This window comes from Bacillus sp. MYb209 (assembly GCF_002975175.1).
Taxonomy (GTDB): Bacteria; Bacillota; Bacilli; order Bacillales; family Bacillaceae_G; genus Bacillus_A.
This window is the reverse complement of sequence record NZ_PCNZ01000001.1, coordinates 390,187-415,277: the sequence shown is the minus strand read 5'-3', so window position 1 is coordinate 415,277 and position 25,091 is coordinate 390,187. Positions and strand designations below refer to the sequence as shown.

At 34.5% G+C, this 25,091-nt stretch carries 31 protein-coding genes and 3 pseudogenes; 19 read left to right on the top strand and 15 right to left on the bottom strand.

What is annotated here, in order from left to right; genetic code table 11:
- Positions 1-185: 185 nt before the first annotated feature.
- The 6 genes from CQZ94_RS02350 to CQZ94_RS02325 all read left to right on the top strand — a co-directional run bounded on the left by CQZ94_RS02350 (position 186) and on the right by CQZ94_RS02325 (position 5,202).
- Positions 186-566 carry a GntR family transcriptional regulator gene (locus tag CQZ94_RS02350; protein ID WP_105584129.1) on the top strand — a complete coding sequence of 127 codons (381 nt, stop codon included), beginning with the start codon at positions 186-188 and terminating at the stop codon, positions 564-566.
- Complete coding sequence (locus tag CQZ94_RS02345) at positions 563-1,261, top strand: ABC transporter ATP-binding protein (RefSeq protein ID WP_105584128.1); 699 nt, start codon at positions 563-565, stop codon at positions 1,259-1,261. The genes CQZ94_RS02350 and CQZ94_RS02345 overlap by 4 nt, the downstream gene beginning before the upstream one ends.
- Positions 1,258-2,049: an ABC transporter permease gene (locus CQZ94_RS02340; RefSeq protein ID WP_105584127.1), complete on the top strand. Its 792-nt coding sequence runs from the start codon at positions 1,258-1,260 to the stop codon at positions 2,047-2,049. Before CQZ94_RS02345 ends, CQZ94_RS02340 begins: the two co-directional genes overlap by 4 nt.
- 14 nt (positions 2,050-2,063) lie before the next feature.
- Positions 2,064-2,966, top strand: coding sequence for an ABC transporter ATP-binding protein (locus tag CQZ94_RS02335; protein WP_105584126.1), 903 nt, complete (start codon positions 2,064-2,066; stop codon positions 2,964-2,966).
- Complete coding sequence (locus tag CQZ94_RS02330) at positions 2,966-3,742, top strand: ABC transporter permease (RefSeq protein ID WP_105584125.1); 777 nt, start codon at positions 2,966-2,968, stop codon at positions 3,740-3,742. The genes CQZ94_RS02335 and CQZ94_RS02330 overlap by 1 nt, the downstream gene beginning before the upstream one ends.
- A 443-nt stretch (positions 3,743-4,185) precedes the next feature.
- Entirely contained in the window at positions 4,186-5,202 is a 1,017-nt protein-coding gene (locus CQZ94_RS02325) for a CPBP family intramembrane glutamic endopeptidase (protein WP_105584124.1), read from the top strand.
- Positions 5,203-5,239: 37 nt separating this feature from the next.
- Here CQZ94_RS02325 and CQZ94_RS02320 read toward each other — a convergent pair whose 3' ends face one another.
- Together CQZ94_RS02320 and CQZ94_RS02315 are read right to left on the bottom strand one after the other, a co-directional pair.
- Positions 5,240-5,422 (bottom strand): DUF3913 family protein, encoded by a 183-nt coding sequence (locus tag CQZ94_RS02320; protein ID WP_000707108.1) that lies wholly within the window; start codon positions 5,420-5,422, stop codon positions 5,240-5,242.
- Positions 5,423-5,523: 101 nt separating this feature from the next.
- Entirely contained in the window at positions 5,524-5,976 is a 453-nt protein-coding gene (locus CQZ94_RS02315; protein WP_105584123.1) for an Lrp/AsnC family transcriptional regulator, read from the bottom strand.
- Positions 5,977-6,099: 123 nt separating this feature from the next.
- Between CQZ94_RS02315 and CQZ94_RS02310 the strand changes: the two genes are divergently transcribed.
- The 3 genes and pseudogenes from CQZ94_RS02310 to CQZ94_RS02300 all read left to right on the top strand — a co-directional run bounded on the left by CQZ94_RS02310 (position 6,100) and on the right by CQZ94_RS02300 (position 7,091).
- Entirely contained in the window at positions 6,100-6,513 is a 414-nt protein-coding gene (locus tag CQZ94_RS02310; RefSeq protein ID WP_105584122.1) for a carboxymuconolactone decarboxylase family protein, read from the top strand.
- 4 nt (positions 6,514-6,517) lie between these two features.
- Positions 6,518-6,613 (top strand): annotated as a pseudogene (locus CQZ94_RS02305) (cysteine hydrolase family protein); the annotation flags it as partial.
- A 79-nt stretch (positions 6,614-6,692) separates the two neighbouring features.
- Positions 6,693-7,091 carry an SseB family protein gene (locus CQZ94_RS02300; protein ID WP_105584121.1) on the top strand — a complete coding sequence of 133 codons (399 nt, stop codon included), beginning with the start codon at positions 6,693-6,695 and terminating at the stop codon, positions 7,089-7,091.
- A 27-nt stretch (positions 7,092-7,118) separates the two neighbouring features.
- Here CQZ94_RS02300 and CQZ94_RS02295 read toward each other — a convergent pair whose 3' ends face one another.
- Positions 7,119-8,039 (bottom strand): S66 peptidase family protein, encoded by a 921-nt coding sequence (locus tag CQZ94_RS02295; protein ID WP_105584120.1) that lies wholly within the window; start codon positions 8,037-8,039, stop codon positions 7,119-7,121.
- Positions 8,040-8,154: 115 nt separating this feature from the next.
- On the opposite strand from CQZ94_RS02295, the pseudogene CQZ94_RS02290 reads away from it, so the two are divergent.
- Positions 8,155-9,250, top strand: a pseudogene (locus tag CQZ94_RS02290) (NAD(P)H-dependent flavin oxidoreductase).
- Positions 9,251-9,267: 17 nt separating this feature from the next.
- On the opposite strand, the gene dltD reads toward CQZ94_RS02290, so the two are convergent.
- The 5 genes from dltD to CQZ94_RS02265 form a co-directional block, all read right to left on the bottom strand.
- Complete coding sequence (gene dltD, locus CQZ94_RS02285; protein WP_105584118.1) at positions 9,268-10,443, bottom strand: D-alanyl-lipoteichoic acid biosynthesis protein DltD; 1,176 nt, start codon at positions 10,441-10,443, stop codon at positions 9,268-9,270.
- Positions 10,440-10,679: a D-alanine--poly(phosphoribitol) ligase subunit DltC gene (gene dltC, locus CQZ94_RS02280; protein ID WP_002011622.1), complete on the bottom strand. Its 240-nt coding sequence runs from the start codon at positions 10,677-10,679 to the stop codon at positions 10,440-10,442. The genes dltD and dltC overlap by 4 nt, the downstream gene beginning before the upstream one ends.
- A gap of 67 nt (positions 10,680-10,746) precedes the next feature.
- Positions 10,747-11,913: a D-alanyl-lipoteichoic acid biosynthesis protein DltB gene (gene dltB, locus CQZ94_RS02275; RefSeq protein ID WP_105584117.1), complete on the bottom strand. Its 1,167-nt coding sequence runs from the start codon at positions 11,911-11,913 to the stop codon at positions 10,747-10,749.
- A complete protein-coding gene (gene dltA, locus CQZ94_RS02270; RefSeq protein WP_105584116.1) occupies positions 11,910-13,424 on the bottom strand; it encodes a D-alanine--poly(phosphoribitol) ligase subunit DltA in 1,515 nt (504 codons plus the stop codon). The genes dltB and dltA overlap by 4 nt, the downstream gene beginning before the upstream one ends.
- 12 nt (positions 13,425-13,436) lie before the next feature.
- Positions 13,437-13,583: a teichoic acid D-Ala incorporation-associated protein DltX gene (locus CQZ94_RS02265; protein ID WP_002011626.1), complete on the bottom strand. Its 147-nt coding sequence runs from the start codon at positions 13,581-13,583 to the stop codon at positions 13,437-13,439.
- A 359-nt stretch (positions 13,584-13,942) separates the two neighbouring features.
- Between CQZ94_RS02265 and CQZ94_RS02260 the strand changes: the two genes are divergently transcribed.
- The 5 genes from CQZ94_RS02260 (at position 13,943) to CQZ94_RS31060 (ending at position 17,080) form a co-directional block, all read left to right on the top strand.
- Positions 13,943-15,121, top strand: a complete 1,179-nt coding sequence (locus CQZ94_RS02260) for an amidohydrolase (protein WP_105584115.1) — start codon at positions 13,943-13,945, stop codon at positions 15,119-15,121.
- Between the two features lie 223 nt (positions 15,122-15,344).
- Positions 15,345-15,515, top strand: a complete 171-nt coding sequence (locus CQZ94_RS31065; protein WP_181149418.1) for a hypothetical protein — start codon at positions 15,345-15,347, stop codon at positions 15,513-15,515.
- Positions 15,508-15,954: a flavodoxin gene (locus CQZ94_RS02250; RefSeq protein ID WP_105584113.1), complete on the top strand. Its 447-nt coding sequence runs from the start codon at positions 15,508-15,510 to the stop codon at positions 15,952-15,954. Before CQZ94_RS31065 ends, CQZ94_RS02250 begins: the two co-directional genes overlap by 8 nt.
- Positions 15,955-15,978: 24 nt before the next feature.
- A complete protein-coding gene (locus tag CQZ94_RS02245) occupies positions 15,979-16,752 on the top strand; it encodes a hypothetical protein (protein WP_105584112.1) in 774 nt (257 codons plus the stop codon).
- A 166-nt stretch (positions 16,753-16,918) separates the two neighbouring features.
- Complete coding sequence (locus tag CQZ94_RS31060; RefSeq protein ID WP_105584111.1) at positions 16,919-17,080, top strand: hypothetical protein; 162 nt, start codon at positions 16,919-16,921, stop codon at positions 17,078-17,080.
- Between the two features lie 2 nt (positions 17,081-17,082).
- Here CQZ94_RS31060 and CQZ94_RS02235 read toward each other — a convergent pair.
- Positions 17,083-17,978: pseudogene (locus tag CQZ94_RS02235) on the bottom strand (aminoglycoside phosphotransferase family protein).
- An 89-nt stretch (positions 17,979-18,067) separates the two neighbouring features.
- Between CQZ94_RS02235 and CQZ94_RS02230 the strand changes: the two are divergent.
- Complete coding sequence (locus tag CQZ94_RS02230; protein ID WP_105584110.1) at positions 18,068-18,592, top strand: biotin transporter BioY; 525 nt, start codon at positions 18,068-18,070, stop codon at positions 18,590-18,592.
- A 26-nt stretch (positions 18,593-18,618) separates the two neighbouring features.
- Here the strand turns inward: CQZ94_RS02230 and CQZ94_RS31055 are convergent, their stop codons facing one another.
- From CQZ94_RS31055 to CQZ94_RS02210, 3 genes are all read right to left on the bottom strand, one after another.
- Positions 18,619-18,768 carry a hypothetical protein gene (locus tag CQZ94_RS31055; RefSeq protein WP_105584109.1) on the bottom strand — a complete coding sequence of 50 codons (150 nt, stop codon included), beginning with the start codon at positions 18,766-18,768 and terminating at the stop codon, positions 18,619-18,621.
- 18 nt (positions 18,769-18,786) lie between these two features.
- Positions 18,787-18,960, bottom strand: a complete 174-nt coding sequence (locus tag CQZ94_RS02220; protein WP_000343684.1) for a hypothetical protein — start codon at positions 18,958-18,960, stop codon at positions 18,787-18,789.
- 76 nt (positions 18,961-19,036) lie between these two features.
- Positions 19,037-20,395 carry an MATE family efflux transporter gene (locus CQZ94_RS02210; protein ID WP_105584108.1) on the bottom strand — a complete coding sequence of 453 codons (1,359 nt, stop codon included), beginning with the start codon at positions 20,393-20,395 and terminating at the stop codon, positions 19,037-19,039.
- A gap of 181 nt (positions 20,396-20,576) precedes the next feature.
- Here CQZ94_RS02210 and uppP point away from each other — a divergent pair, with 181 nt between their 5' ends.
- On the top strand, positions 20,577-21,368 hold the full coding sequence (uppP, locus tag CQZ94_RS02205) for a bacitracin resistance undecaprenyl-diphosphatase (RefSeq protein WP_070141441.1): 792 nt from the start codon (positions 20,577-20,579) through the stop codon (positions 21,366-21,368).
- A 29-nt stretch (positions 21,369-21,397) separates the two neighbouring features.
- Here uppP and CQZ94_RS02200 read toward each other — a convergent pair whose 3' ends face one another.
- Entirely contained in the window at positions 21,398-21,985 is a 588-nt protein-coding gene (locus CQZ94_RS02200; RefSeq protein ID WP_105584107.1) for a thioredoxin family protein, read from the bottom strand.
- A gap of 33 nt (positions 21,986-22,018) precedes the next feature.
- Complete coding sequence (locus CQZ94_RS02195) at positions 22,019-22,450, bottom strand: regulatory YrvL family protein (RefSeq protein ID WP_105584106.1); 432 nt, start codon at positions 22,448-22,450, stop codon at positions 22,019-22,021.
- A gap of 162 nt (positions 22,451-22,612) precedes the next feature.
- On the opposite strand from CQZ94_RS02195, the gene CQZ94_RS02190 reads away from it, so the two are divergent.
- Entirely contained in the window at positions 22,613-23,032 is a 420-nt protein-coding gene (locus CQZ94_RS02190) for a MarR family winged helix-turn-helix transcriptional regulator (RefSeq protein WP_000081440.1), read from the top strand.
- Between the two features lie 153 nt (positions 23,033-23,185).
- A complete protein-coding gene (locus CQZ94_RS02185) occupies positions 23,186-23,341 on the top strand; it encodes a hypothetical protein (RefSeq protein WP_002149538.1) in 156 nt (51 codons plus the stop codon).
- A 21-nt stretch (positions 23,342-23,362) separates the two neighbouring features.
- Here CQZ94_RS02185 and CQZ94_RS02180 read toward each other — a convergent pair whose 3' ends face one another.
- Positions 23,363-24,598: a dicarboxylate/amino acid:cation symporter gene (locus tag CQZ94_RS02180; protein ID WP_105584105.1), complete on the bottom strand. Its 1,236-nt coding sequence runs from the start codon at positions 24,596-24,598 to the stop codon at positions 23,363-23,365.
- Positions 24,599-25,091: the final 493 nt, after the last annotated feature.

The window sequence follows — 25,091 nt, the reverse complement described above, 5'->3', positions numbered from 1 at the left end:
AAAGGTTATATGTGAATTCAAACGATTGAAACTATAATTAGAATAGATTTACCTGTATTTTATTACAGGAAGGCAGTGTAACGAAAAGTTACACTGCCTTTTTATTACATTTTACGTGGTAAGTATTTACATATAATTTGTCTTAGTGTACTATTTAACTAACACACTAAGACAGGAGGGGAGAAATGAAAATCGAGTTTTCTCCAAACACACCAATTTACATTCAAGTAATGGAATGCATAAAAAAGGAAATTGTAACAGGACATTTATTGTCAGGTGATAAAATTCCCTCCGTACGTGAATTAGCGAGTGAATTGCAAGTAAATCCAAATACGATTCAACGTACATTTCAAGAGCTAGAACGGGATGGAGTTGTTGTAACACGTAGAGGAATGGGGCGATATGTAACGAATGAAGGGGAGAAAATTATGGAGCTGCGAAAAGATATGGCGAAAGAATTACTTCATTCTTTTATAGATGGAATGGACAATTTAGGTTTTTCAGAAGAAGAAATTCTTTCAATTCTTCGTTTTTCATTACATGAGAAAAGGGAGGAGAACGAATGACTGAGCTATTAAAAATAGAAAATCTATGGAAGCGATACGGATTGAAAGCAGTAATCCGGGAATTAAACATAGAGATTACAGAAGGAAAAATCGTTGGGCTTGTTGGAGATAACGGGAGCGGGAAAACGACGTTATTGAAAATGATTGCAGGCTTGCAGCATCCTTCTGAAGGCAGCATTACAATTAGCGGTAAAAAAGTTGGGTTAGAGACGAAAGAAATCGTTTCTTTTATGTCTGATAAGCCGGTATTTGATGATTGGATGACTGTAAAAGATGCTTTATTTTTCTATCGGGATTTTTATAAAGAATTTGATATTCAAAAAGCGGTAGATACGATAGTTGAATTTAAAATACCGCTAGAAGAAAGAATTATAGCATTATCAAAAGGAATGATTGAGAAGCTGCAAATTATATTAACATTTTCACGAAAAGCTAAGTTGTATGTTTTAGACGAACCACTCGGTGGTATAGATCTTGTTTCTAGAGAACATGTATTGGAACTTATCCTTAAATTTTACAGAGAAGATTGCACAATGCTTATCTCAACTCATTTAATAGAAGAAATCGAGAATATATTTGATGAAGTGATTTTTTTGAAAGATGGAGAAATGATTTTGTATGAAAATGTAGAAGAACTACGATTTCAAAGAGGTAAAGCGGTACATGAGCTGTTTAAGGAGGCCTATGAGAAATGAGTCAGCTTTTTCGATATTTGTTTAATTGTAATAAGAAGAAGATAGCAATTATTTACTTTGGCTTTATAACTATTTCACTAATTCTTTTATTTAATATGAAGGGAGTTTCAGGAGTTAGAATTTCAGGGAGGCAAGATATAATAATTATTATATTTTTGATTGTACTATGTATATCTGGATTTGCAATTCTTCTAACAGGTATATCGTCTTTTCGGAAAATGCTAAAAAATTCTATGCTTCGTTATACTTCTATTTCAGCACAAAAGTATATATGTGCAAATATTTTATTTTGTGTACTACTCTTTATGATTTTGCTAGGAATAGGAATCATTTTTCTATATTATTTTTCTTTAAATATTTACAAAGAAAAAACAGACTTAGGTGTCCAGCAAGCAATCCACAGTTTATATGATTATGGAATATTACAGCATATGATATCTATTTGCTTATGGGGACTAGATTTTGTTAATATGCTAGTTTCTGTTTATTTAATTATAGTAATTGTGAAATTACTCAATATAAAATCATCAATGAGTAAGGTCATTTGTGTAGTCTTATTCATCGCTTTTAGCGCATTTTATTTGGGAGTAATGTATATCTTTCAGCAAATAGAAAAGTATGTGTTTGCTATAAATAATATTGGATTTATAGATCAAAACGGCTTTTTAAATATATCATTCTATTCTGGTACAGAGATTACAGTTTTAAATCTATGTTTTAATTGTTTATTAACAATTATATTATTAATAGTTACAGGTCGCATCATCGACAAAAAGCTAGAAGTTTAAAGGAGGAATCACAATTGGGAAATGTAGTAGTGAAATTAGAAAATGTTCGAAAAAGGATTGGTGGAACAGAAATTATTCGCGGTTTATCATTTGAAGTTCGTGAAGGGGAAGTTTACGGGTTCCTTGGACCGAACGGTAGCGGTAAGACGACGACAATCCGTATGATGACAGGTCTTATTTCGATGACAGAAGGCGATATTACAATTTGTGGTCATAGTATTCGTACAGAGCGTGAAAAGGCGTTAGAACAAATTGGAGCGATTGTAGAGAATCCTGAACTATATGATTATATGACCGGTATGCAAAACTTGAAGCATTTTGCAAACATGGCAATTACACCTATTAGTAAAGAGCGCATCGCTGAAATTGTAAAGCTTGTTGAATTAGAGCATGCGATTCATAAAAAGGTGAAAACATACTCACTTGGTATGAAACAACGTCTAGGAATTGCACAGGCGTTACTTCATCAGCCGAAAATCTTAATTTTAGATGAACCGACAAATGGATTAGATCCTGCTGGTATTCGTCAAATTCGTGATTATTTGCAGCGATTAGCGAAAGAAGAAAATATTGCTGTAATCGTATCAAGTCACTTACTAAGTGAAATTGAATTAATGTGTGATCGTGTTGTTATTATAAAGCAAGGTGAGTTCGTACAAGAGTATAACTTACATGAACAAACGAAGCATGATGAAACAGTTGTAGTCGCATTTGAAGTAGATCAAGTTCAGAAAGCGAACGAAATTATTAAAGGTAAAGTACAAGGAAATGTAGCTGTGACATCTGTAATGAAAGAAGAGATTCCGCAAATTGTAAAACAGTTAGTGAATGCTGATGTACTTGTATATGGTGTTACTGTACAAAATAAAACGTTAGAGGATGAATTCTTAGCGATTACTGGGGGAGTGAAAGCGTAATGTTTAAATTAATTCAAAATGAATTTTTAAAGTTACATGCGAAAAAAGGTATGTATATTTTAATCGGTGTGATCGCCTTATTGGAGATTTTAGGGGCCGTAGTAACGGCCAAATGGGGTGAAGCTGGTAGTTTGAGTGGATCTTACTTAGATTTTGTAAGTTCAGATATCGGCTTAATTATGATATTCGCAACGATTTTTGGAATCACAACAGCCTCTCGCACAATTACAGATGAATTTCAAAAAGGAACGATTAAACAATTATTAATTCGCCCAAGAAAACGAATTACCGTTTTATTTTCTAAATATATTACGGTGTTATTAACGATGTTATTTATTGTACTTGCTAGTACGTTAATTGCCATGATCATTGGCGGGATTGTAATGGACGGTAGTAAAACAGAATTAACGTTAGGAATTGTTTTAAAAACGATTTTATATCAGCTTTTATCACCATTTTTCTTTGCAACGCTTGCATTTTTCTTAGCAAACGTATTTAGAAACTCTGTATTACCATTAATTATTACGATGTTCCTATTTTTCTTACAAGGAGCAATTAATATGGTGCTAATGATGTTTGCAAAAGGTGTAGCGAAATTTGTAGTATTTTTCCATTTGAATTTAAGTGTTTACGACAGCAATAAATTGGTTAGCGGTGGAATGGAACCAACATTTACAGAATTTACGTTTACAACTTCATTATTACTTGTAGTTGCATACTTTGCTGTATTACTTGTAGCATCAAGTGTATTATTCCAAAAACGTGACGTATTATAATATAAAAATCCCCGTTAACACGGGGATTTTTATTAACCAGTTCTTTCTTCAATCGTTTCACGTTCCTAACATGCTGTCAGCATAAAACATTGGGTCTTTTTCAGCTTCTTTTTGGTTTATAAAATGCAGCGACCACATATTTATTTAAGGATATAACTGTCACTAAGTTGAAGACTGCTATAACACCGATAAATAGATCAGCTAAATCCTATACTACTTGAATTGTAGTGACTGAACTTAAAAATACCATGTCAATTATAGTGATACATTATATCAATAAAATTATTTTAATAGATATGTTGTTTGAAATTATCTGAGAAAAATAGGAAGATTTTCAACTATATTCATATTATAATTTAGTTATTCGGCCATTTGTGGGAGAAGGGCTACCCATAAAACACTGAATAAAGTTTCACTTTATATCATCTCTGGAGGTGTTCAATATGCAATATGCATTTTCACGTATAAGGCTACGTAGTTTTTTTGGATGGATGATTATAGGGATGTTCCTGACGATGATTCCATTAAGTTTATCAGGTGCTTCTGACAATACGATAGAGTTCCTGTCACAAATATCAATATTTTTCGCATTTCCACTATTGTGGCTACATTTAAAAACAAGTAAAAATAATGTTGTTTTTAAAAGTTTTTTTGATAAGCCCGGACGTTTACATTGGGGGTTAATTGTATTAGCAACGATAATGGGAATGATTTTTGCAGTCGGTATATCCCAAATTCAATTTTATATTTTAGCACATACTTTACCTAATTTCTTAGTTACCATGTTAGAAGATGGAAATGTAATTAATACGAGTAACATATACATGACGATATTTACTTTCATTTCAGCATGTGTACTAGCCCCAATAATGGAAGAGGTTATTTTTAGAGGTTTTTTCTTACAACGAATGGCTTACAAATGGGGGATTAAACGAGCGGTTATTATATCCTCTCTTATTTTTGGACTAGGGCATTTTGATGTTATCGGTGCTTTCATGTTCGGTGTTATTATGTGCCTTCTATACATAAAGACAAAAAATATATGGACGAATATTGCTGTGCATGCTCTAAATAATTTGATTGCAACGAGTATGCATTTTGTAGGTGGAGATGGAAGTGACGCAATCTCGAGTACTGAATTACAAGCACAAAGTAATTTATGGATCGGCATTGGTCTTGTGATTATCGGTTTATTATGGTTAATTCCTTTTACCTGGAAACAATGGCGTACTGTAAAAGAAGTAGGTGTACCACCGATTCGCTTAATAAATGAAGAAAAAGTGATGAATTCATCACGTGAAAATGAAATGTATAGCCAAGTTATACTAACGAATAGATTGATGGCGGTGGAACTGCCAGATGAGGCTGTCAACCAGCTCAAGTTAGAAGAAAATGAGTATGTAACAATAGCTGTAGAAGAAGATAAGATTATTATAAAAAAGGCGGATTATAGGCCGTGAAAAAGTAGCTCTCCAGTATGAAAAGGAGAGCTGCTTTTTAATTTGTAATAATTTCTACACGGAAGTTATTTCCATTTTTCACGTATTTAATATCTGTAACGATCCGAACGGTTTTTAGAAGTTCAACTTTTTCACCAATTCGAGGGATGGTCGGAACATTGTCCCAAATACCAAGCAAGTCATCTAATTGTGCCGTTTTTTCATAAAACCAGATTTTCAATGTAAAGCCCCTTTCTCGAACTTTGTGTATTTTAATACATGATATATCATTTTTATTCTCAATGTAAGAGGTTTTAACTCTTTTTTGTGAATAAAGATGAATTAATCTTCTGGGAAGATATGTTCAATATCCGGAGTAAGAGCTACTTCTGATAATACGATATGAGAAACTGTCGTTGCATATGAAGAAACATTATTGATAAATTCTTCAAGTTCAACGAGTGAAGGAACAGAGATTTTTACAATGTAGCATAAGCTTCCTGTTACTCGGTAACAAAAACTTGCAGATGGATAAGACTGAATAAACTGTTGCATACGTGTTGTATCACCATTTTTTAAAGTGATTTCTAAAATACAATCTAAAACAAGTCCAGCTTTTTTATAATTGATATCGATTGTGTATTTTTGAATAATTCCTTCACTTTCAAGTTTACGAACACGTTCTGTAGTAGACGGAGCGGATAAGTTTACTCGTTTTGCCAATTCTCGCATCGAAAGGCGACTATCATTATATAATTCATTTAAAATTTTTCGATCAACACGGTCTAATTGCATTTGTAAATATACCTCCAGTAAAATGATGATTTTTGTAAAGGAAAAATATAAATTAAGATTCATATGAAATGTAAAGTGAACTTTATTTATTTTACAATAAAAAAGAAGGGAATAGGAGGGAAAATGATGGAGAGAATTACATTATCAAATATAGGAGATACAAAGTTTCAAAAATTATTAGGGCATAATCTGGATATATTAAATTCGTGGAGTACGTTAGAGAATACACTGTATAGTACAGGGACGCTTTCCGCAGAGTTAAAGGAGCAAGTAAGAAGAACATTAGCGTTTGGGAATGAATGTCCGTACTGTATGGCAAAGGGAAGACCAGATGACGTGCAAAAAATAGAGGAGATAAGCGTAGCAGTTACTTTTGCACATGCATTTGTTCATGACCAAAAGGCGATAGATGATAATATGTTTCATGTATTAAAACAATATTGGACTGAAAAAGAAATTGTAGAGCTTTGTGCCTATATTTGTTTTATTACTGCGTCACAGCAACTTGGTTTTCTGTTTCAATTACAGCCCAATTAACTAGGAGGATATTCACAATATGACGCTTGTAAACTTGCATGATGAATTTGCTGCTATCGTGACGACGAAAGAAATATTAAAAACTATTTTGATAAAATAATTGCAGAATTATGTAGAAAAAAATAAGAATATTTCGTATAATCTAAGTATAATCATTTTGAAAATAGGGGTGTCATCATATGGAGCAAATTCCAGTAAAGAAAATAGAAGAAGTACTCGTTTTAGCAGGGGATGATGAACAAAAGCAAAAGGAATTTTATGAATTGCTCTTATCAACTGAGTTTTATGTTGCTGGTTCGGTAGAGGCAGAGGATGCGGCGACAGAAGGGACACTTCGTTTACGCCATTTCCAAGGAGATGGTAGATGGATCGTTCCGTTCTTTACACAATTGGAATTTGTAAAAGATGTGTTGCCGGAAGGGACGCCCCTTATTACGATACGTGGAAAAGAACTGTTTGGAAGTATCGATAAAGATGCAACAGCTGTATTAAATGTTGGAACAGATATGAGTAAAACATTTATTCCAGAAGAAATTACAGATATAGCATCAGGACGGATCTTTAATTATTATAAGTAAAAGGAAAAGCTTAGTAGCTTTTCCTTTTTAATTTGAACAGGGAGTGGCTATACCAGAAGAAATAGAAACAGTTTTGTTATTTGTATTTATTGTTGCTGTAGCTCCGAGGGGAATACCGATATTTGGACTTATATGTCCAATTGGTAAACCGAATAACACAGGTATATTATATGGCGTGAAATATTCATATAATATTGTTTGTAATGATTGGGATGGTTTAGAAGGAGTGCAGTCATGACAACTTGAAAAAATAACGCCATTACATGCATTAAACTTTCCAGATAAAAGTAGTTGATTTAACATCCGGTCAATGCGATACGGTTCTTCTCCGACATCTTCAAGCAATAAAAGTTTATTGGTTGTATTTATTTCATAGGGCGAGCCGATTATACTCGTTAACACAGCTAAATTCCCTCCAACTAATGTGCCTGTAACTGTACATGGGGAGCTAGGTATAATACATTCTGATGCAGATAAGATAGATGAATACGGATGGAATAGTTGATTGAAAGAAGATAAAGAGAGAGAATCTATACCTTTTCCTAATTCTTCAATCATTGGACCATGAAACGTAACAAGCTCTGCATAACGTGAAAAGGCAGTATGTAAAGCCGTAATATCGCTATATCCCCAAAAAATCTTTGGATTCTGTTGAATGATTTCATATTGAATATAAGGGAGGAGACGAGCGCTTCCGTAACCACCTCGTGCACAGAAAATTGCCTTTACTTCATTATTTGTAAATGCTTCATGTATATCATCAAGACGAACTTGATCACTTCCAGCTAAATAGCCATACTTTTCATAAATACTCTTCCCAATTATTACGGATAATCCCATCTCTTGTAATACATTCACACCTTTTAATACATTTTCAATTGTAGGTGGACCAGACGGTGCAATAATCATTACTGTATCACCTTGTTTTAACGCATTTGGATAAATCATTGTTCTCAGCCTCCTTCTCTTTCAATATATTCGTTTCATATGAAGTTCAACCCTTGTAAAAGAAGGGGAAAGCTTGTCAAATAAAGAAGATATAAGGGGGATAGGAGGGGAAATGATGTTTACAAGTCGAGTAATAGACATATTGCAAATTAAGTATCCCATCATTCAGGCAGGTATGGCAGGTGCCATTACGACGCCAGAACTCGTTGCAGCTGTAAGTAATAGCGGTGGATTAGGTACGCTTGGAGCTGGATATATGAGCCCAGAACAAATTCGTGAAGCTATTTATAGGATAAGGAAGTTAACTGATAAACCATTTGGTGTTAATTTACTTTTAACAAAAGAGTTGAAGATAGAAGAAGAAAAGATAAAAGAGGCGAAAGCATTACTTGCGGCAGTGAATAAGGAATTGGGTATAGAAGAAGAGCAGGCGCTAAAGCTGCCGAAAAGCTATAAAGCGCAATTACAAGTACTATTAGAAGAAAAAGTACCAGTCGTTAGTTTTGCATTTCAAATGTTAGAAAAAGAAGAAGTAGATGCTTTAAAAAGGGAAGGAATAAAGGTCATCGGAACAGCTACTCATGTTGCAGAGGCGAAAGCACTCGCAGAATTAGAAGTGGATATTATTGTTGGACAAGGCAGTGAAGCTGGTGGGCATAGAGGAACGTTTATTGGGAAAGAACAAGATGCGATGATTGGTACATTTGCATTAATCCCGCAATTAGTAGCGGAAGTACCTCATATCCCGATTGTCGCAGCAGGTGGCGTGATGAATGGGCAAGGGCTTGTTGCGGCATTTGCGTTAGGGGCAGAAGCTGTTCAAATGGGATCAGCCTTTTTAACGAGCGAAGAAAGTATTACGCATGACCTGTATAAAGAAGCGATTTTACATAGTACAGATACGAGTACAACGGTAACTCGTGCGTTTTCCGGGAAATATGCACGGGGTATTCGTAATGAATTTATAGAGAAACATGAAGGAAGAGAAGAGAATTTACCGATGTATCCAGTGCAAAACGTATTAACTTCAAAAATACGTAAAGAAGCAGCGAAGCAAAATAAGGAAGAGTATATGTCGCTTTGGGCGGGACAAGCATCATCATTAGCACGAACGGAATCAGCTCAGCACGTAGTGAAACGTATCATGAAAGAAGCAGAGAACGTAATTGAACAATTTACAAGATGTATATAGAAAAAGACCACTTGAATAATTCAAGCGGTCTTTTCGTTAGTTTGCTTTATAAAATTGTTGGATGGCTTCGTCGATGTAAACCCAGCCTTTCCAACCTAAGTGCATATGATCTTTTAAGAAGTACTTATCATATTCATGATTTGAGAAATCAGCAATTGGATAACCAGCTTTCTCAATTTGCTCATGAACTTTATTGTAGTATAATTCGCGTTTTTCTTTCGGGAAGCCAGCGTAATCATACCAAGGACCTTTTACAGGAACAGAAATGAAGAGCGGTTTTGCGCCTGATTGTTTTAATAAATCAAGTACAATTTGCAAATCTTCATATTCTGGTGATTGGTCATAAGCATCATTTTTTAAGTAACCTTCACGTTGCTTTAATTTCTTCTTAATTTTGCTATTGAAGTAATCATCTTCGATACCATATTCGTTAGAGCTTGATTCTATTGCACCTGTTTGATCAGCATGCTTACGAGCTTCTTCCCAGTCCATTTGTTTCAATGATGGATCAAGCTTTTCTTTATGCGGCTTAATATCAAACATAACTGTAAATAAATCTTTACGATCTAGAATGTTACGATAAATATAAGCGAAAGGTTTAGCAGCAAGTGCTTTTACTTTATACTTTGTATCATCGTAGGCGATACCTTCAAGCGAAATTTTTAATAAAGTTTCTTTTTTAACAATCTCAAAGTTTAATAAGCGTTTTGCAATTTGTTTTTTCATTTCAGGTTTTAAATCATCGTTGAAAATGAAGTGGTAACCTTGTTGTTTTGAAAAGTTAGGTGCAAAGTGTGTCTCATCAATACCTTGTGGTACAAACCATTGCGGAGAAAGAACGAATATCATTTTCTTATCTTTCAATTGATCCATTGTAGATGCGAAGTTTAATACATGTACAAGGTCTTGTGTTCCGCCGCGTCCAAGTAGGAATGGTGTGAATCCTTCAGGCTTTACTTTGAAATAATTCGATGGATGGAAAGCATCCATACGTGCGAATTCCGATGAACCGTACATCGGAAGATATTTCGGGTCTGCTAACATCTTTTGCTGTAAAATCATACTTTGAATCTTTTCTTCTTTTAAAGAAGTCGCAGCTTGTTCTACTTTCTCATCACTTAAAAGTGGGAGTAGGAAGCGCGTAGGAATAAGTAAGAATACAGCAAAAAGGGCCAATGCTAAAAGCATCGGACCAAATTTTACTTTGTTCATCGGATTTCTTCCAACTTTTTAATAACCATATTTGGTGTAGCCCACTCATCGCGGTCAAAATCAGAAATAGAAACTTCAATCTCTAAACGCTCTTGGAATTCTACTAATAAAGATACTACAGCGAAAGAATCAAGAATACCTTCTTCAAATAATTGAACATCTAAATTTTCTTTCACAATATCGTTTTCACATACTTCTTCTAAAATATCTAATACTTGCTCTTTGAATTCTGCCATTTTTAAAATCTCCTTTATATCCGAATATATTATATGTGCAACTTCTTAATAGAATAAGAAGGGTGCATTAAAAGTATCTGTTAAGGTGTCCAGAGAAAATTAGGAAACCGAAACATACAACGTGGAACGTAATTACAATAGCAAGGACGTGTGTAAATGTATTGTTTGGCCAAAACTTATGCTTCTTGTTTTTTCGTTCGAAAATATCGAACAAGATAAACAAGGCAGCGTGATAAAGACCATAAATAATGTATTGATACACATGCTCACCAGTAATATGCCATATTCCCATGATGAAAAAGTTTAAAAATGCACCGATATACGAAATTGTGTAACGGTTTTTAATTAACTTTTTCTTCGTTGCGAAAAAGACGAAACGCATGTAAATAAAGTCACGGAACCAGAATGATAAACTCATGTGCCAGCGATTCCAGAAGTCTTTAATGTTACGACTAATGAATGGTTTATTAAAGTTTTCTGGAGTTTTAATTCCCATCATATAACTTACACCAATTACAAATGAGCTATAACCAGCAAAGTCAAAGAATAAATATAAGCTATAGCTATACATGTAAATCATATTTGATAGGATTGTATCTTGCTGAGTGAATGCCGGATCCATAAAATATTGCTTTATTAAGTAAGCAATAATAAATTTATACAAGAAACCTTGGAAAATACGGTTTATCCCTGTATATAGTAAATTTTGATATTCTTCTGCACTAGGTGACTTTTGAATATCTTTTTGGAATCTGCGGTAACGATCGATAGGTCCCGTTGATATAGCTGGGAAGAATAAAACGAATTCCCAGAAATTAAAGAAGGAAAGTTCTTTAATTAAGTTATCACGAACTTCAAATACCATTTGTACTGCTCTAAATGTTACATAGGACATTCCTAAAAATACAACAAACTTTAGCTCAGGTACAAACGGTGCAATTTTTGCTAAAATAAGTGGCAAAATAGACAAAATAACAGCCATGCAAAACATGAACGTATTATTATTTTGTTTTCTTAATAATAAATAGCCTTTAATAAGGACATATTGCCAAATAATAAATACAGCTAACATCATTGCTTGCTTCGGTTTATCAGAGAAGATAATAGCAAGCATTACTAATGTTAAAACGGCATTATATTTACGCAACATTTTACCTTTTAATCCAGCTATGATAGTAGGTATTAATAAAATGCCCACTATAGCGAAAAAATAAAATGATCCATATGCGGTCATGCTGTAACCTCACTCAATAATTTTTTGCGATCTACCTTTCCATTTGGTGTCATTGGAATAGAAGATTGATACATGAATTTACGTGGAATCATGTAGTTTGGTAATCGCTCATTGAGTTCTTTTTTTATTGCAGATGTTAATTTGAATTCTTTTTCAAACGAATGCTCTCCAGGAACAACAACCGCTAATAAATAATCGTATTTCTCACCTTTTTTAATTGGAACAATAACTGCTCCTTCTACGTAAGAACATGCACGAAGATGATGCTCAATTTCTTCTAATTCCATTCGATAACCATGAAGCTTAATTTGGAAATCAAGACGACCATTATAGAATAGAAGACCATTTTCTACATAGCCAGCATCGCCTGTTTTATAGGCGCGCTCACCGTCAATCATAGTAAATGCTTTTTCTGTTAATTCAGGGCTTCCTAAATATCCAACGCTTACGCTTGGACCGACAATTACGATTTCACCTTTTTCACCATCGGGTGCAATTGTACCATCTTCTTTCATAATAAGAAGGCGACAGTCTGATTTACAGTAGCCAACTGGAAGTGATTTGTATTGATTAAGCACTTCTTCTGTAACGTGAATACCTGTTACAGCAACAGTAGCTTCTGTTGGACCGTACGTATTCATAATTGTTGCTTTTGGGAACCGCTCAATTAATTTTCTAGCTACTTCATTTGGTAACACTTCACCGCAGAATAAGAATGTTTTCATGTTTGGTAGCATACTTTCAGAGAAAGAGGCTTCCATTAAACACATTTCTGCGAAAGATGGTGTCGAAGTCCATACTTGAATATCCGATTGCTCTAAAGAAGCAAACAAGTCTTTTGGACGTGCAATCATATCTTTATCGATTGCCCAAAGTGTACCGCCTGTTACTAACGATGGGTAAATATCCATCACAGATAAATCGAATGAGAAAGGTGCTTGATTTAAGAATACTTGTCCTGTTTGCAAGTTGAAATCTTCAACAGCCCATTTTGTAAAGCTAACAAGGCAATTATAAGTAATCTGAACCCCTTTCGGATTACCTGTGCTCCCTGACGTGTAAATAATGTAAAAGTTTTCATCATCTTTTACCGCATGTTCAGGATTTGGAGTTTTCCCTTTATGAGTAAAGAAAATATCTTTTAAGTTGTTTTCACATACGATGCGAACTGGTAAATCAGTTACAGTTACTTCTGTCCCTGATAAAAGTAATTTCGCACCAGAACTTTCAGCAATACGTTGTACACGATCAGCTGGAATAGATAAATCTACAGGAATGTAAGCATGCCCAGCTTTCACACATCCTAAAAAGTTAATAATCATTTCAGGCTGCATATGGCCATAAACCATAATTGGTGAACGATCATCTGGATACTCAGAAGAAATCCAATGTGCTAACGCATCAGAATCTTCCTTTAATTGTTTGTACGTAATTTTCGCATCTCGCCAAACAAAAGCGGTTTGATCAGGCGTTTCTTCAGCCCACTTTTCAATTTGTTCTAATAACTTCATAACGTTCCCACCCTAAAATTCGTTGTAAATAAATGTACTTGTGTTTGTATCATGGAATCCATACAACCAAAGCAATGCAAATAAAATTGCAAGGTAATAAACCGTCTTTGCAACCCATTGTGTGAGTGGTTGAGACCATATCTCTTTTAATCTTTCCATGTCTTTCCCTCTCTTAATGAAATAATAGCTCTTTGTAGGTATCATGTCCTACATTATTGTGAAAAAAACAAAATTCCACATTTTAGGTAAAAATAAGACAGAAGGCTCTTTTCTGATATTAGCACTAAATACTAAAAAAGAAAATCCCTAACTTAGCAATTATATTACATTCAGCATGAATTTGTAATGGGTTTGACATGTAAATAGAAAGTGGATTGTGTGAATACATAAAAGTGGATTGTGAGAAGACGTAAAAATATAATATTTGTTTTGTTATTCCTGAATTGGAGTGGGCTAATAATCACTGGGTACTTAGTACATTGTCAAGGTATAGAGCCTTTTAAAAGGAGGTAATTATTATGAAAAGAGAGTGGAGGAGTTTTATTTCAGAAGAAAATATCATTAAATGGAGACGGTATCTCCATAAATATCCAGAATTATCATTTCATGAAAAAGAAACTTCGCAATTTATATACGATACATTATGTTCATTTTCTTATTTTGAAGTAACAAGACCGACTAAGCATAGTGTACTAGCAATTAAAAGGAGCGTGAAAAAAGGAAAAGTAGTTGCTGTTCGAGCGGATATAGACGCATTACCAATTCAAGAAGAGACACTAAAGCCATATGGATCGGTTAATAAAGGTGTAATGCACGCATGCGGGCACGATGCACATGTAGCTATTTTATTAAGTACAGCAGAGACGATAGCAAATATGAAGGAAGATTTTGCAGGCGAAATCCGTCTGTTCTTTCAACACGCAGAGGAAGTGTATCCCGGTGGCGGACAAGAAATGGTGGAGGCCGGTGTTATGGACGGCGTCGATTATGTAATAGGTTTGCATGTTATGTCTGGATTAGAAAGTGGGAAGGTAGGGATTGTATATGGCCCTATGATGGCAGCACCAGACGTATTTACAATTGAAATTTTAGGAAAGGGCGGTCATGCAGCACGACCAGAAGAAACGATAGATCCTATCGCTATCGGAGCACAAATTATTACAAATTTACAACATATCGTATCAAGAAATACAAGTGCTTTTATGCATAGAGTAGTGTCAGTTACACAATTTCATGGGGGGATGGCCGATAATATCATTCCAAACAAAGCAGCTTTAATGGGAACTGTTCGATCTTTTAATCAAACATTAAGAGAGGAAGCAAAAGAGAAAATTGAGCAAATTGTGAAAGGAATTACAGAAGCGCATGGAGGGGATTATACATATACGTATCGTTACGGATATGATCCAGTTGTTAATAATGAGTACATTACGAAAATAGTAGAAAAAAGTGCGATAAAATTGTTCGGAAATCAGCGTATTGTGCATCTTGAACCTTCTATGGGAGGAGAAGATTTTTCAGCGTATTTAAGAAAAGCACCTGGTTGTTTCATTAAATTAGGAACAGGGAATCAAAAGGAAAATACTTGTTATCCGCATCATCATCCCAAATTTGATGTAGATGAATCAGCCCTAATTTATGGAGTAGAATTGTTTTTAGAGACGACTATAAGATTACTAGAAATCCATAAGGAATAAAAAAAGGCAACTGCGCTCTATCGCAGTTGCTTCTATTTCTTCCGTCAGAGAGGGCTGAGAAAGAACTATGCTCATTTATAGTATATGAATAGCTAACGGACAAGCTTGTACATTTTAACTATTTTTTAAAAAATAGTTATTGACTTTGATAATCAATTTCAATTAATCTAAGTGTATAGTTGAAATTGATTATTATTATCAATGAAATAAATGAGGAATATTAATGAGAAAAACATTTCACCTTCTACGAAGGGGATTAAAAGATAAAAGTAAAGATATAGATAAGCATATTGAATGGCAACAAAATGTAATTCGTTCCGAATATGTAGGTGAGAAGAACACAACTAAAACAGAAAAAGCGATACATAGTAAAGGGAGAGATTCAGTTGAGTAAGTTAGTAATGATTTATGCAAGTATGAGTGGAAATACAGAGGAAATGGCCGATCATATTGCAGGTGCAATTCGTGAAACAGGAAATGAAATTGAAGTCATTGATATTATGGATTCACCAGAAGCTTCTATATTAGAACAGTATGATGGTATTATTTTAGGCGCTTACACATGGGGAGATGGTGACCTTCCTGATGATTTCTTAGATTTTTATGATGCAATGGATTCTATTGATTTAACGGATAAAAAAGCAGCAGCATTCGGCTCTTGTGATTCTGCTTATCCGAAATACGGGGTAGCGGTTGATATTTTAATAGAAAAGCTACAAGAGCGTGGGGCAGGAGTTGTGTTAGAAGGATTGAAAGTAGAATTAACGCCAGAAGATGAAGATGTAGAAAAATGTTTACAGTTTGGAGCTGAATTCGTAAAACACCTTTCTTAATGGCAGAAGGGAGATGAAGAGCAATTGCATGAAAAAATCGCAATCAAAACGATGACAGATTACCATTTGTATGATTTTATGCGTTGTCCACACAAATTTTATTTCCGTCATATAAAAAGAAGAGAACCATCTTCATTTGAATGGCAACAAATAGCACAAATGATTGTAAATCAAATTATTAATGAATATTACACGGTACCTGCCGGGCAACAAACAAAAATTTTGCTTTTAATACTTTTAGAAAAGTATTGGAAAAAAATAAGGGTTAATATGTTTGCTTCAAAGGCGGAGTGTTATATTGTTTTAGCGAAGCTAACAGATCACTTATTACAGTTTGTTGAAAGAGATGAGAGTCAGGCGCCGCCGTTATTTTTATATGAGAAGTTTCAAACGTATATGGAAGAGTTAGGTGTTCATATTTCATTGACATTTGAAGTTGGTGAGTGGAGTACAGAATCATTTACAATTAAAAAGTATGTTATTGATGCAAATGAAGAAATGCTAGCTCTTTGTCAGAAGTTAATGACTGTGTTTAGTTATAAAGCTTTCGGCATTCTTCCAGGAAAAATCGAAGTGATTAATTTAATAGAAGGAACTAAGTATGAGTACATTCCAAAACAGGAAGATATTATAACTGGAATGGATGATTTATTTAGAATGAAAGAAATGCTGCAACAACCTGAGCACTACACAGAGCGTAATTTTCGTTCTGAGTGCATGAGCTGTGCCTTTCGTACTGAATGCCAAGTGGAAGAGGCAAAAGAGAAAACGCTGCAGAAGAAAAATATCGTACATTAAAGGATGCAATGTTGCATCCTTTTTATTATTGACATGAAAAGCTTTTCATCATTTACGGTATATTTGTAGCAGATTTTAATCCCGCTATTTGGGAGTCGGGCTGTCCGTAAACGCCCTATTGGTGAGGGCTGATTAAAGTTTCACTTTATAAGGGGAGGAATAATCAATGAAAGATGAAACGAAAGTATTTCAATGGTTAAAAGAACAAAATGCTCCTTTTGGAATTCAACTGCAAATTTTACAGGCGTTTCAATTGTATAAAGTTATTGTTGAAATGGATAAAAAGTTAATGATGTATGAGGAGAGAGAATATAAGGAGAGAATGTAATCTCATTCCTGTAATATCACCTTTAGCTGTTTTGTACCAGCTATGAATTCAAGCGCATTCTTTGTTTCAAAGTTATAAATAATATTGTGTAGTAAAGGGCTGTATTGATAAAAGGTAGTGATGCGGTGAATGAGTAATGGATCATGATGAGAACTAAGTGTACTGTATTGTTCGTATACAGATGTAGTAAATTCACGTCCGAAATCATAATATAGCCCAGCAAAGTCAAAAGCGGGATCGCCAATTTGGGCATCTCCAAAATCGATAACCCCTGAAATGGTTTTGTTTTGGTTGTCAAATAAAATGTGATGATGTGTAAAGTCAGCGTGAATAATTGTATTTTGAAAAGTGGATGTAGCTATACACGCAAAGAAATTTTTGAATAAACGATTTAACGCTGATTTCTCGGATGAATTAAGATTGCTAGTAACATACTGATTTAATTTTGTTTGTAGCTCTTTCCAGTAAGTGAGAGTTTTTTCGATAGGGAATCCTAACGTTGTAACACGTTGTAGAGGAATACTATGTAGAGCCGCAAGGAAAGTCGCTAATTGTGTAATAAGTGCTTTTATTTCTTTTTTCTCTAGCGTAGTAACTATTTCTGGTTTTAATGGTTCACCATGAATGAGAGTATAGTAACTACAAAGCGGAATAGCATCATTTTATATAATAGGTGATACTTTGGAATCTCGATTTCTAGTAGCGAATGAGAGAGAAGTATGCACAATTCTTTTTCTAACGGAATTCGCTGTGCATATTCAAGTTTTCGCGGGAAACGAAATAGTAGTTCGTCATTTATAATAACCGTTATATTATCCCACCCTTCTTCATTTTGCATATATGAATGTATAGAAAGATCTGGTAGAGCTTCTTTTATATATTGTTCGTAAGAGTCCATAGTCGTTCCTCGTTTCTAAGTTAAAGTTAGGATATTCCACTCTATGATATCAGAATTTTCTTTCTATATGTTAAGATATGACTATCATTATGAAGGTGGTGGGTGTGGTGTGTATTACGAAGAAAAGAATATTAATCATTTCGTTATTTATCGTTTTTTATTTGTTCGGGTCATATAAAGAAACGGCTTTTGCTACCTTTAAACCGATAGATCAGTACGAGTTAAATCAGAAAACAAAGAACAAGAGTATAGAAACTTTAACTCATAAAGAAATGAAAAAGGTAGGAGAATGTTTTGTGACAGCGCAGCTATCAGTGTTTGAGTTTAATAATAAAAATGATGTAAAGCAAAAAAGCGAAGAGCTATTTGTAAATAAAGGGTATGAACAATTAATGAAAAATTATTATCTAAATCGTTTTCGAGATTTAGAGTATAAATTTACAAACGAGGAGATACGTGAAGTGACGGATGAGAGTTTTCGCTATCATGCTGTAGTGTACGTTGCTGGTACTGAAAATGGTAAGAGGAGTGAAATTAAATTAAATTATGACATGAAAATTGTAAAGGTTAATAGTATATTTAGGGTGTTAGATCAAAAACAGTACGTACAATGAAAAATCCCTCAAGGAGAAGAGGGACTTTAAGGATTTTCATTTTGTTGCCCAAGTTCTTTTTGAGCAATGTATAAGTTTCCTTGCTCAACTTGTTTCAGTGTATGAACAGAATCTCCTGCATATCCTTTTTCTGTTTTAACAGTTCTTTTTGAACGATTAGATTCTTGTTTCTTCATATAATAGACCACCTTCCATTAAAAATAAACGAAAATGATGAGTACGAGTAATACGGCTGCGAAAATGGTAATGCCCATTAAAAAAGAAGTGTTTTTATATTTAGGTGGCTTATGTACATCTTGCCGATATCCAGGTGAAATTTCAGGGGCGAATTCTTCATCGAATGATTGTTTCTTTTGTTTTTCGTCCATATGTATCCACCTTTCTTTTTCATTATGTTACACGTTACAAGAAAAAATATGCATGAAGAAAACAGCCGTTATATCATTAGCGGCTGTTTTGCGTTGTATATTTTCTTTGTACTTGAAAGAGACGGATAAGCAGGAAGATTGCTCCAAATGCTAGACCGATAATAAGACCGATCCAATAACCTTTCGCTGCCCAGTCAGTATAAGTTGCTAATATGTATCCAAGAGGTAGGCCTATTACCCAATAAGCGATTAATGTCATAATTAAGGCAACATTTACATCTTTATAGCCACGTAGTGCTCCTTGAACGGGAGTTGCAATCGCATCTGAAATTTGAAATAAAATCGCGAATATAAGAAATTCTTTTGCTAAATGATGGACATTTGCATTTGTCGTATAAATAGAAGCAATTTCGTCATCAAAGAAATAAAGAAGGATTGAATATAAAAGAGCGAAAGCAAGAGCTAATCCAATTCCGATAAATCCATATTGTTTCGCATTATTGTATCGTTTTGCTCCAACTTCAAATCCAACTGCTATCGTCATTGCCATTGCTAAACTTAAAGGAGTCATATATAACAAGGAAGCAAAGTTCATAGCTGCTTGATGTGCTGCTATTGTTGTCGTACTAAAATTACTCATCATAAGTGTTACCGCAGCGAAAATACTCGTCTCAAAAAAGATAGCAAATCCGATAGGGACGCCAAGTTTCAGGAATTCCTTCCAGCTCGTAAAGGAAGGGCGGTATAACTGTTTAAAGATATTGAAAGAAGCGAAGGGCTCTTTCGTACGAATAATAATGACGGTAATAATTAAAATACAACAATATGTTGCTGCAGAAGCGATTGCCGCACCAACACCACCGAGTTTTGGAAAGCCAAAGTGACCAAAAATTAATAAGTAATTTAATACTACGTTAATTGGTAATGATAGTAATGTAATAATCATCGTTGTTCGAGTTTTTCCTAATGCATCAATAAATCCACGTAAGACGGTGTAAGTAAATAAAGGGATAATTCCAATCGCGATAATACTTAAAAATTGTGCTGCAATATGTTCCACGGGTTCTTCTAATTGCATGCCATTTAAAATAGGTGAAACAGCGAAGAATCCGATAAGGATAACAACAAAACTAGCACAAATTGCTAAATATACTGCTTGTATGACAATGTGGGGAACGTCCTCCTTTTTCTTTGATCCAACGAGCTGTGCAATAATAGGAGTAGTAGCCATTAAAATTCCGGTTAAGCCGGTACTAACGGGAAGCCATATACTTGTTCCGATAGCAACACCCGCTAAATCAATAGGACTCGCGTGCCCTGACATTGTCGTATCAAAAAAACTCATCGCAAATAATGACATTTGCGTTACAAAAATCGGGAAAAAGAGTAATAAAAATTGCTTTAACTTTTGTGAGAATGAAGTAGTTTCTTTCATAAAATCCCCTTTCAACGTAAAAAACAAACTCTTACTATCATACAATTTAATCAAAAAATAGAAAAGAAATACGCGTATACAATAAATGAAATCAATAAAAAAGGATGCGCTTTGAAAAGGGATAAGGTATTATGATAAGGTGTGAAAAAATTACATATTCGTTATTAAGGAGGCACTACTTGTGGCTGATTGGTTAATTGGTTTAATCATGGGTGCTGTTGAAGGGTTAACAGAGTTTTTACCAGTATCATCAACAGGACATATGATTTTAACAGGACACTTAATTGGATTTGAAGACGATAGAGCGAAAGTTTTTGAAGTTGTAATCCAATTGGGATCGATTTTAGCAGTTGTTGTTATATTTTGGAAACGTCTATGGTCATTAGTTGGAATAGGGAAAGTAACTGATGGACCATCGTTAAATTTATTACATATTATTATCGGGATGATTCCTGCCGGCATACTCGGTGTATTATTCCATAGTGCAATTAAAGAAGTTTTATTCGGCCCAGGACCGGTTGTTATTAGCTTAGTAGCTGGTGGTATTTTAATGATTGTTGCTGAGAAGTTTTCAAAACCAAGTACAGCAAGAACGTTAGATGAAATCACATATAAGCAAGCATTTACAATCGGAATGTTCCAATGTTTAGCACTTTGGCCAGGATTTTCTCGTTCTGGGTCTACAATAAGTGGTGGTTTATTAGCTCGCGTTTCGCATACAGCGGCAGCTGAATATACGTTTATTTTAGCAGTACCAATGATGGTAGCTGCAAGTGGTTTAGATTTAATTAAAAGCTGGGATATATTAAGTGCAGCAGATATACCGTTATTTGCAACTGGATTTATTACAGCATTCGTTGTTGCGATGCTTGCAATTGTTTCATTCTTAAAATTATTAGGTCGTGTAAAACTAACACCGTTCGCTTATTACCGTTTCATTTTAGCTGCGGTATTCTATTTCTTCATTATGTAATAAAAAACCTGCCGAACTCGGCAGGTTTTTTATTTTACTACTTTTTCAATCATGCTTTCCATTACATGTTCCCAAAGAGAAGTATCATCAGCTAATGTAGCACGGAAGTTAGCATACATTTCTTTTTGTTTTTCCTCGAATGTTGGATCTTCTTTTTCAGGCAATGTAGCGCGCATGGAAGTTACTAATTCTTGTACCTTTGGAGCGCGTGGTCCAAAGACGGCTTGTTCATTTCCGTCTTTATCAATGAAAATAAAGATTGGAATTGCACGTGCTGTTCCATTTGTTAAGTATTGATCCATTAATTCTAAGTTTTCGTCACGAATTAATAATCTCATATCAATGTTTGCAACTTCAGAAATTCGTTTCATAACAGGTACACATAAAAGAGCGTCGCCGCACCAGTCAGCTGTTAATACGATAACACGCCAGCCATCATTTTGACGTTCTTCTAGAACGGGAAGTAATTCATTTGGAATTAAAAAGTTATTGTAGATGTGTAATAGCTCATATTGGTTTACTTGCATTTCATTTACATATGTATCAAAGGACATGCCTTTATCAGCCCATTGTTTTAAATTCATAATTAACACCTCTTTAGTATGATTTGCTTTCATTGTACCAATTTTTATATAGAAAAGCTTGTATTCTTACTCTTTCTTATCGCTTAATAATTTATTTAAGACGAACAAGAATAGTACGACACATAATTCAGCTATGTTGGACATTTGCACGCTTTCTATCCAATCATCGGCAGTATGAATGACGAACCAATCTAGCGTAATTTCAATGAGTGAGAAAAGTGCAAGTGAGAGCCAATTTGGCATATTTGTCGTCATTGGATATAACAGTACTTTAAAGAAGATTAAGATAAAGTATGTAATGCCATCTAAGAGGAGGATAAATAAAAAAAAGAGTAGTAAAGCAGTTCGTGATGAGTATTCTATACCTGTAATTTGAAAGATTCCTACATATACAAAAAATATAAATGCAAAAAATATAATGAGAAAAAGAGCAATAATACTAATGATAATTGTTTTATCTTTTAGGCTGAAATTAGAGAACTTGTCCTCATCATTCATTAAAAGCACTCCTTTTTCTGGGAAATCAATTTCATTGTATCATGAAATATATTTTAAAAAACTACGAATTATGGGAAAATAAGGTGACAAAAAGTAAGATTTCATGTAGAATTATTAATAAGGTTTTTATTTAACTAAATTAAATAAAAGGGGCTGTCAAATTTGTCTCAAAATCGAGAACAATTAATGGAAGAACTATCGACAAATGTTTTTGCAATGTTTCGCACGTTGCGTAATGATATTGGAAAAATATTTGGTGGTTACATACCGTGGAATGAGTTCATTGTCCTTAGAATATTGAATCGCACGAATAAAGAAATGGTATCACGTGTAGCTAATGAGTTAAATGTATCGAATAGCCATATTACAGCTGTCACAGAAAAACTAATTAATAAAGGCTTTGTAACCCGTTCACGTTCTACATCAGATCGCCGTGTTGTATATTTAGAGATTACAGAACAAGGGAAAGATTTAGTTGCGAAAATGGAAGGTGAGAAAAAGAAATATTTACAAGAAAGATTCTCCGCACTTTCAGAAGACGAAATGAATGTAATGATATCTATTTCTAAAAAACTTATTTAAGTAGTTATAAATAAGAAAACGCTTACTTAATAACAAAGAAGACCTTCCTCATATACGGAAGGTCTTCTTCTGTGTGTAATAGATGATGAAAAATAAAATGTGTATGAAAAAAGATAGAGCGCCATACTACTAATAAAGGAAGGAGGGAGAAATATGACGAATCGTAATGGTAGTCAAGGAAGTGGAAATCAAGGTTCACCAAAATCAGGGCAATTTCAGCAGGAGTTTAGTGCTGAATTTGAAACAGGTAATGATAACAAAGGAAAAGAATATCGTTCGAAAAAAGGAAGCAAGTCAAAAAAGGAGTGAATCATTTCACTCCTTTTTGATTTAGGATGCTGCAGATTGATCCGTATTATATTTTTCTTCTGATTTTGAAACAATCATTGCGCAAATTGCATCGCCAGAAATATTTACAGCTGTTCTAGACATGTCTAGAATGCGGTCAATACCAATAATTAAAGCAATACCCTCTACTGGTAGATTTACTTGATTTAAAACCATCGTAAGCATTACAAGTCCAACACCTGGTACACCAGCAGTGCCAATACTAGCTAGTACAGCAGTTAATACGACCATAGCTAATTGCGGTAATGTAAGTTCAACGCCGTATACTTGAGCGATAAATACAGTTGCTACACCTTGCATAATGGCAGTACCATCCATATTAATCGTTGCACCTAGTGGTTGTACAAAAGAGCTTATCGCTTTTGGAACTCCGAGTTTTTCTTGGGCGGTTTTCATGGCAAATGGAAGGGACGCATTAGAGCTAGATGTACTAAATCCAATTGCCATTACCGGCCCGAAATTTTTAAAGAAACGAATAATACTTTCTTTGGCTAATACCTTTAATAAGCCGCCGTATACGAAGACACCGTGAATAATGAGTACCAACATAACGACAATCATATACTTGAACATCGCAGCGACACCTGCAAGACCCATTTTACCAACGGATGAAGCGAGCAACCCAAATGTTCCGATTGGAGCTAATTTCATAACGAGATTAACAAGATACATCATTAATTCGTTGCCCTGTTCAAGTAATGAATGGATACCTTGAACTCGTTTTCCTAAAACAGCTATACCGAGTCCGATCAATACGGCAAAGGCAATAATTTGTAACATGTTTCCGTCAGCCATCGCTTTTGCTGGATTATCCGGTACAATATTCAGCAATGTATCGACGAAAGATGTTTCAGTTTTTGCACCTTCATACTTAAGCCCTTCTGTTTTAAAATTACCGCCAGCCCCTGGTTTTATAATAAGTGCGAATGTAACCGCAATGGAGATGGCAACTGCTGTTGTTACGAGAAAGAATGAAATTGATTTTAAGCCGATTCTTCCAAGCTGTTTCGGATCTCCAAGACCAGCAGCCCCAAGTACGATAGAAATGAATACAACAGGAACAACTAGCATTTTAATGAGTCGAATAAACAATTGACCAAGTGGATTGAACACATATTGATTTAGTGGCTCGAAAATGGATGGAGCAGCTAAATTTAAAGTGAGTCCAACTACTAGGCCGAGAAATAATGCAATTAAGATTGCTTTTGTTTGTTTCAATAAAAGCCCCCCTTGTTTTTGTAAAAGTACTTTCTAAGTTAATTGTACCGAAAAAATACCTATTTTGACAATATTTTCTGAATATTTTGTATAAAAATATCTGTTTGAATATAGATAGACCGATTTTGCTGAAATAAGCGAAGAGAGTTAAATTATGTATTTGGAAAATAAAATAGACCATCACATGATGGCCTAGGGAAGGGGACAATTTATGTCAATTTAATTAGGGATGGAAGCTATTCAAAGACACTGGGGAATGTCTTATAAATTAGGGAGGAACAGCTCCGATACATATACTATAAAAGATAGATGTGAACATAGAGTGAAAGAGCGAGGGAGTTTTAAATAAAAGATAGAAAGAACAAAAAAATAAGACCATCACATATAGGATGGCCTAGGGAAGGGGACAATTTATGTCAATTTAATTAGGGATGGAAGCTATTCAAAGACACTGGGGAATGTCTTATAAATTAGGGAGGAACAGCTCCGATAC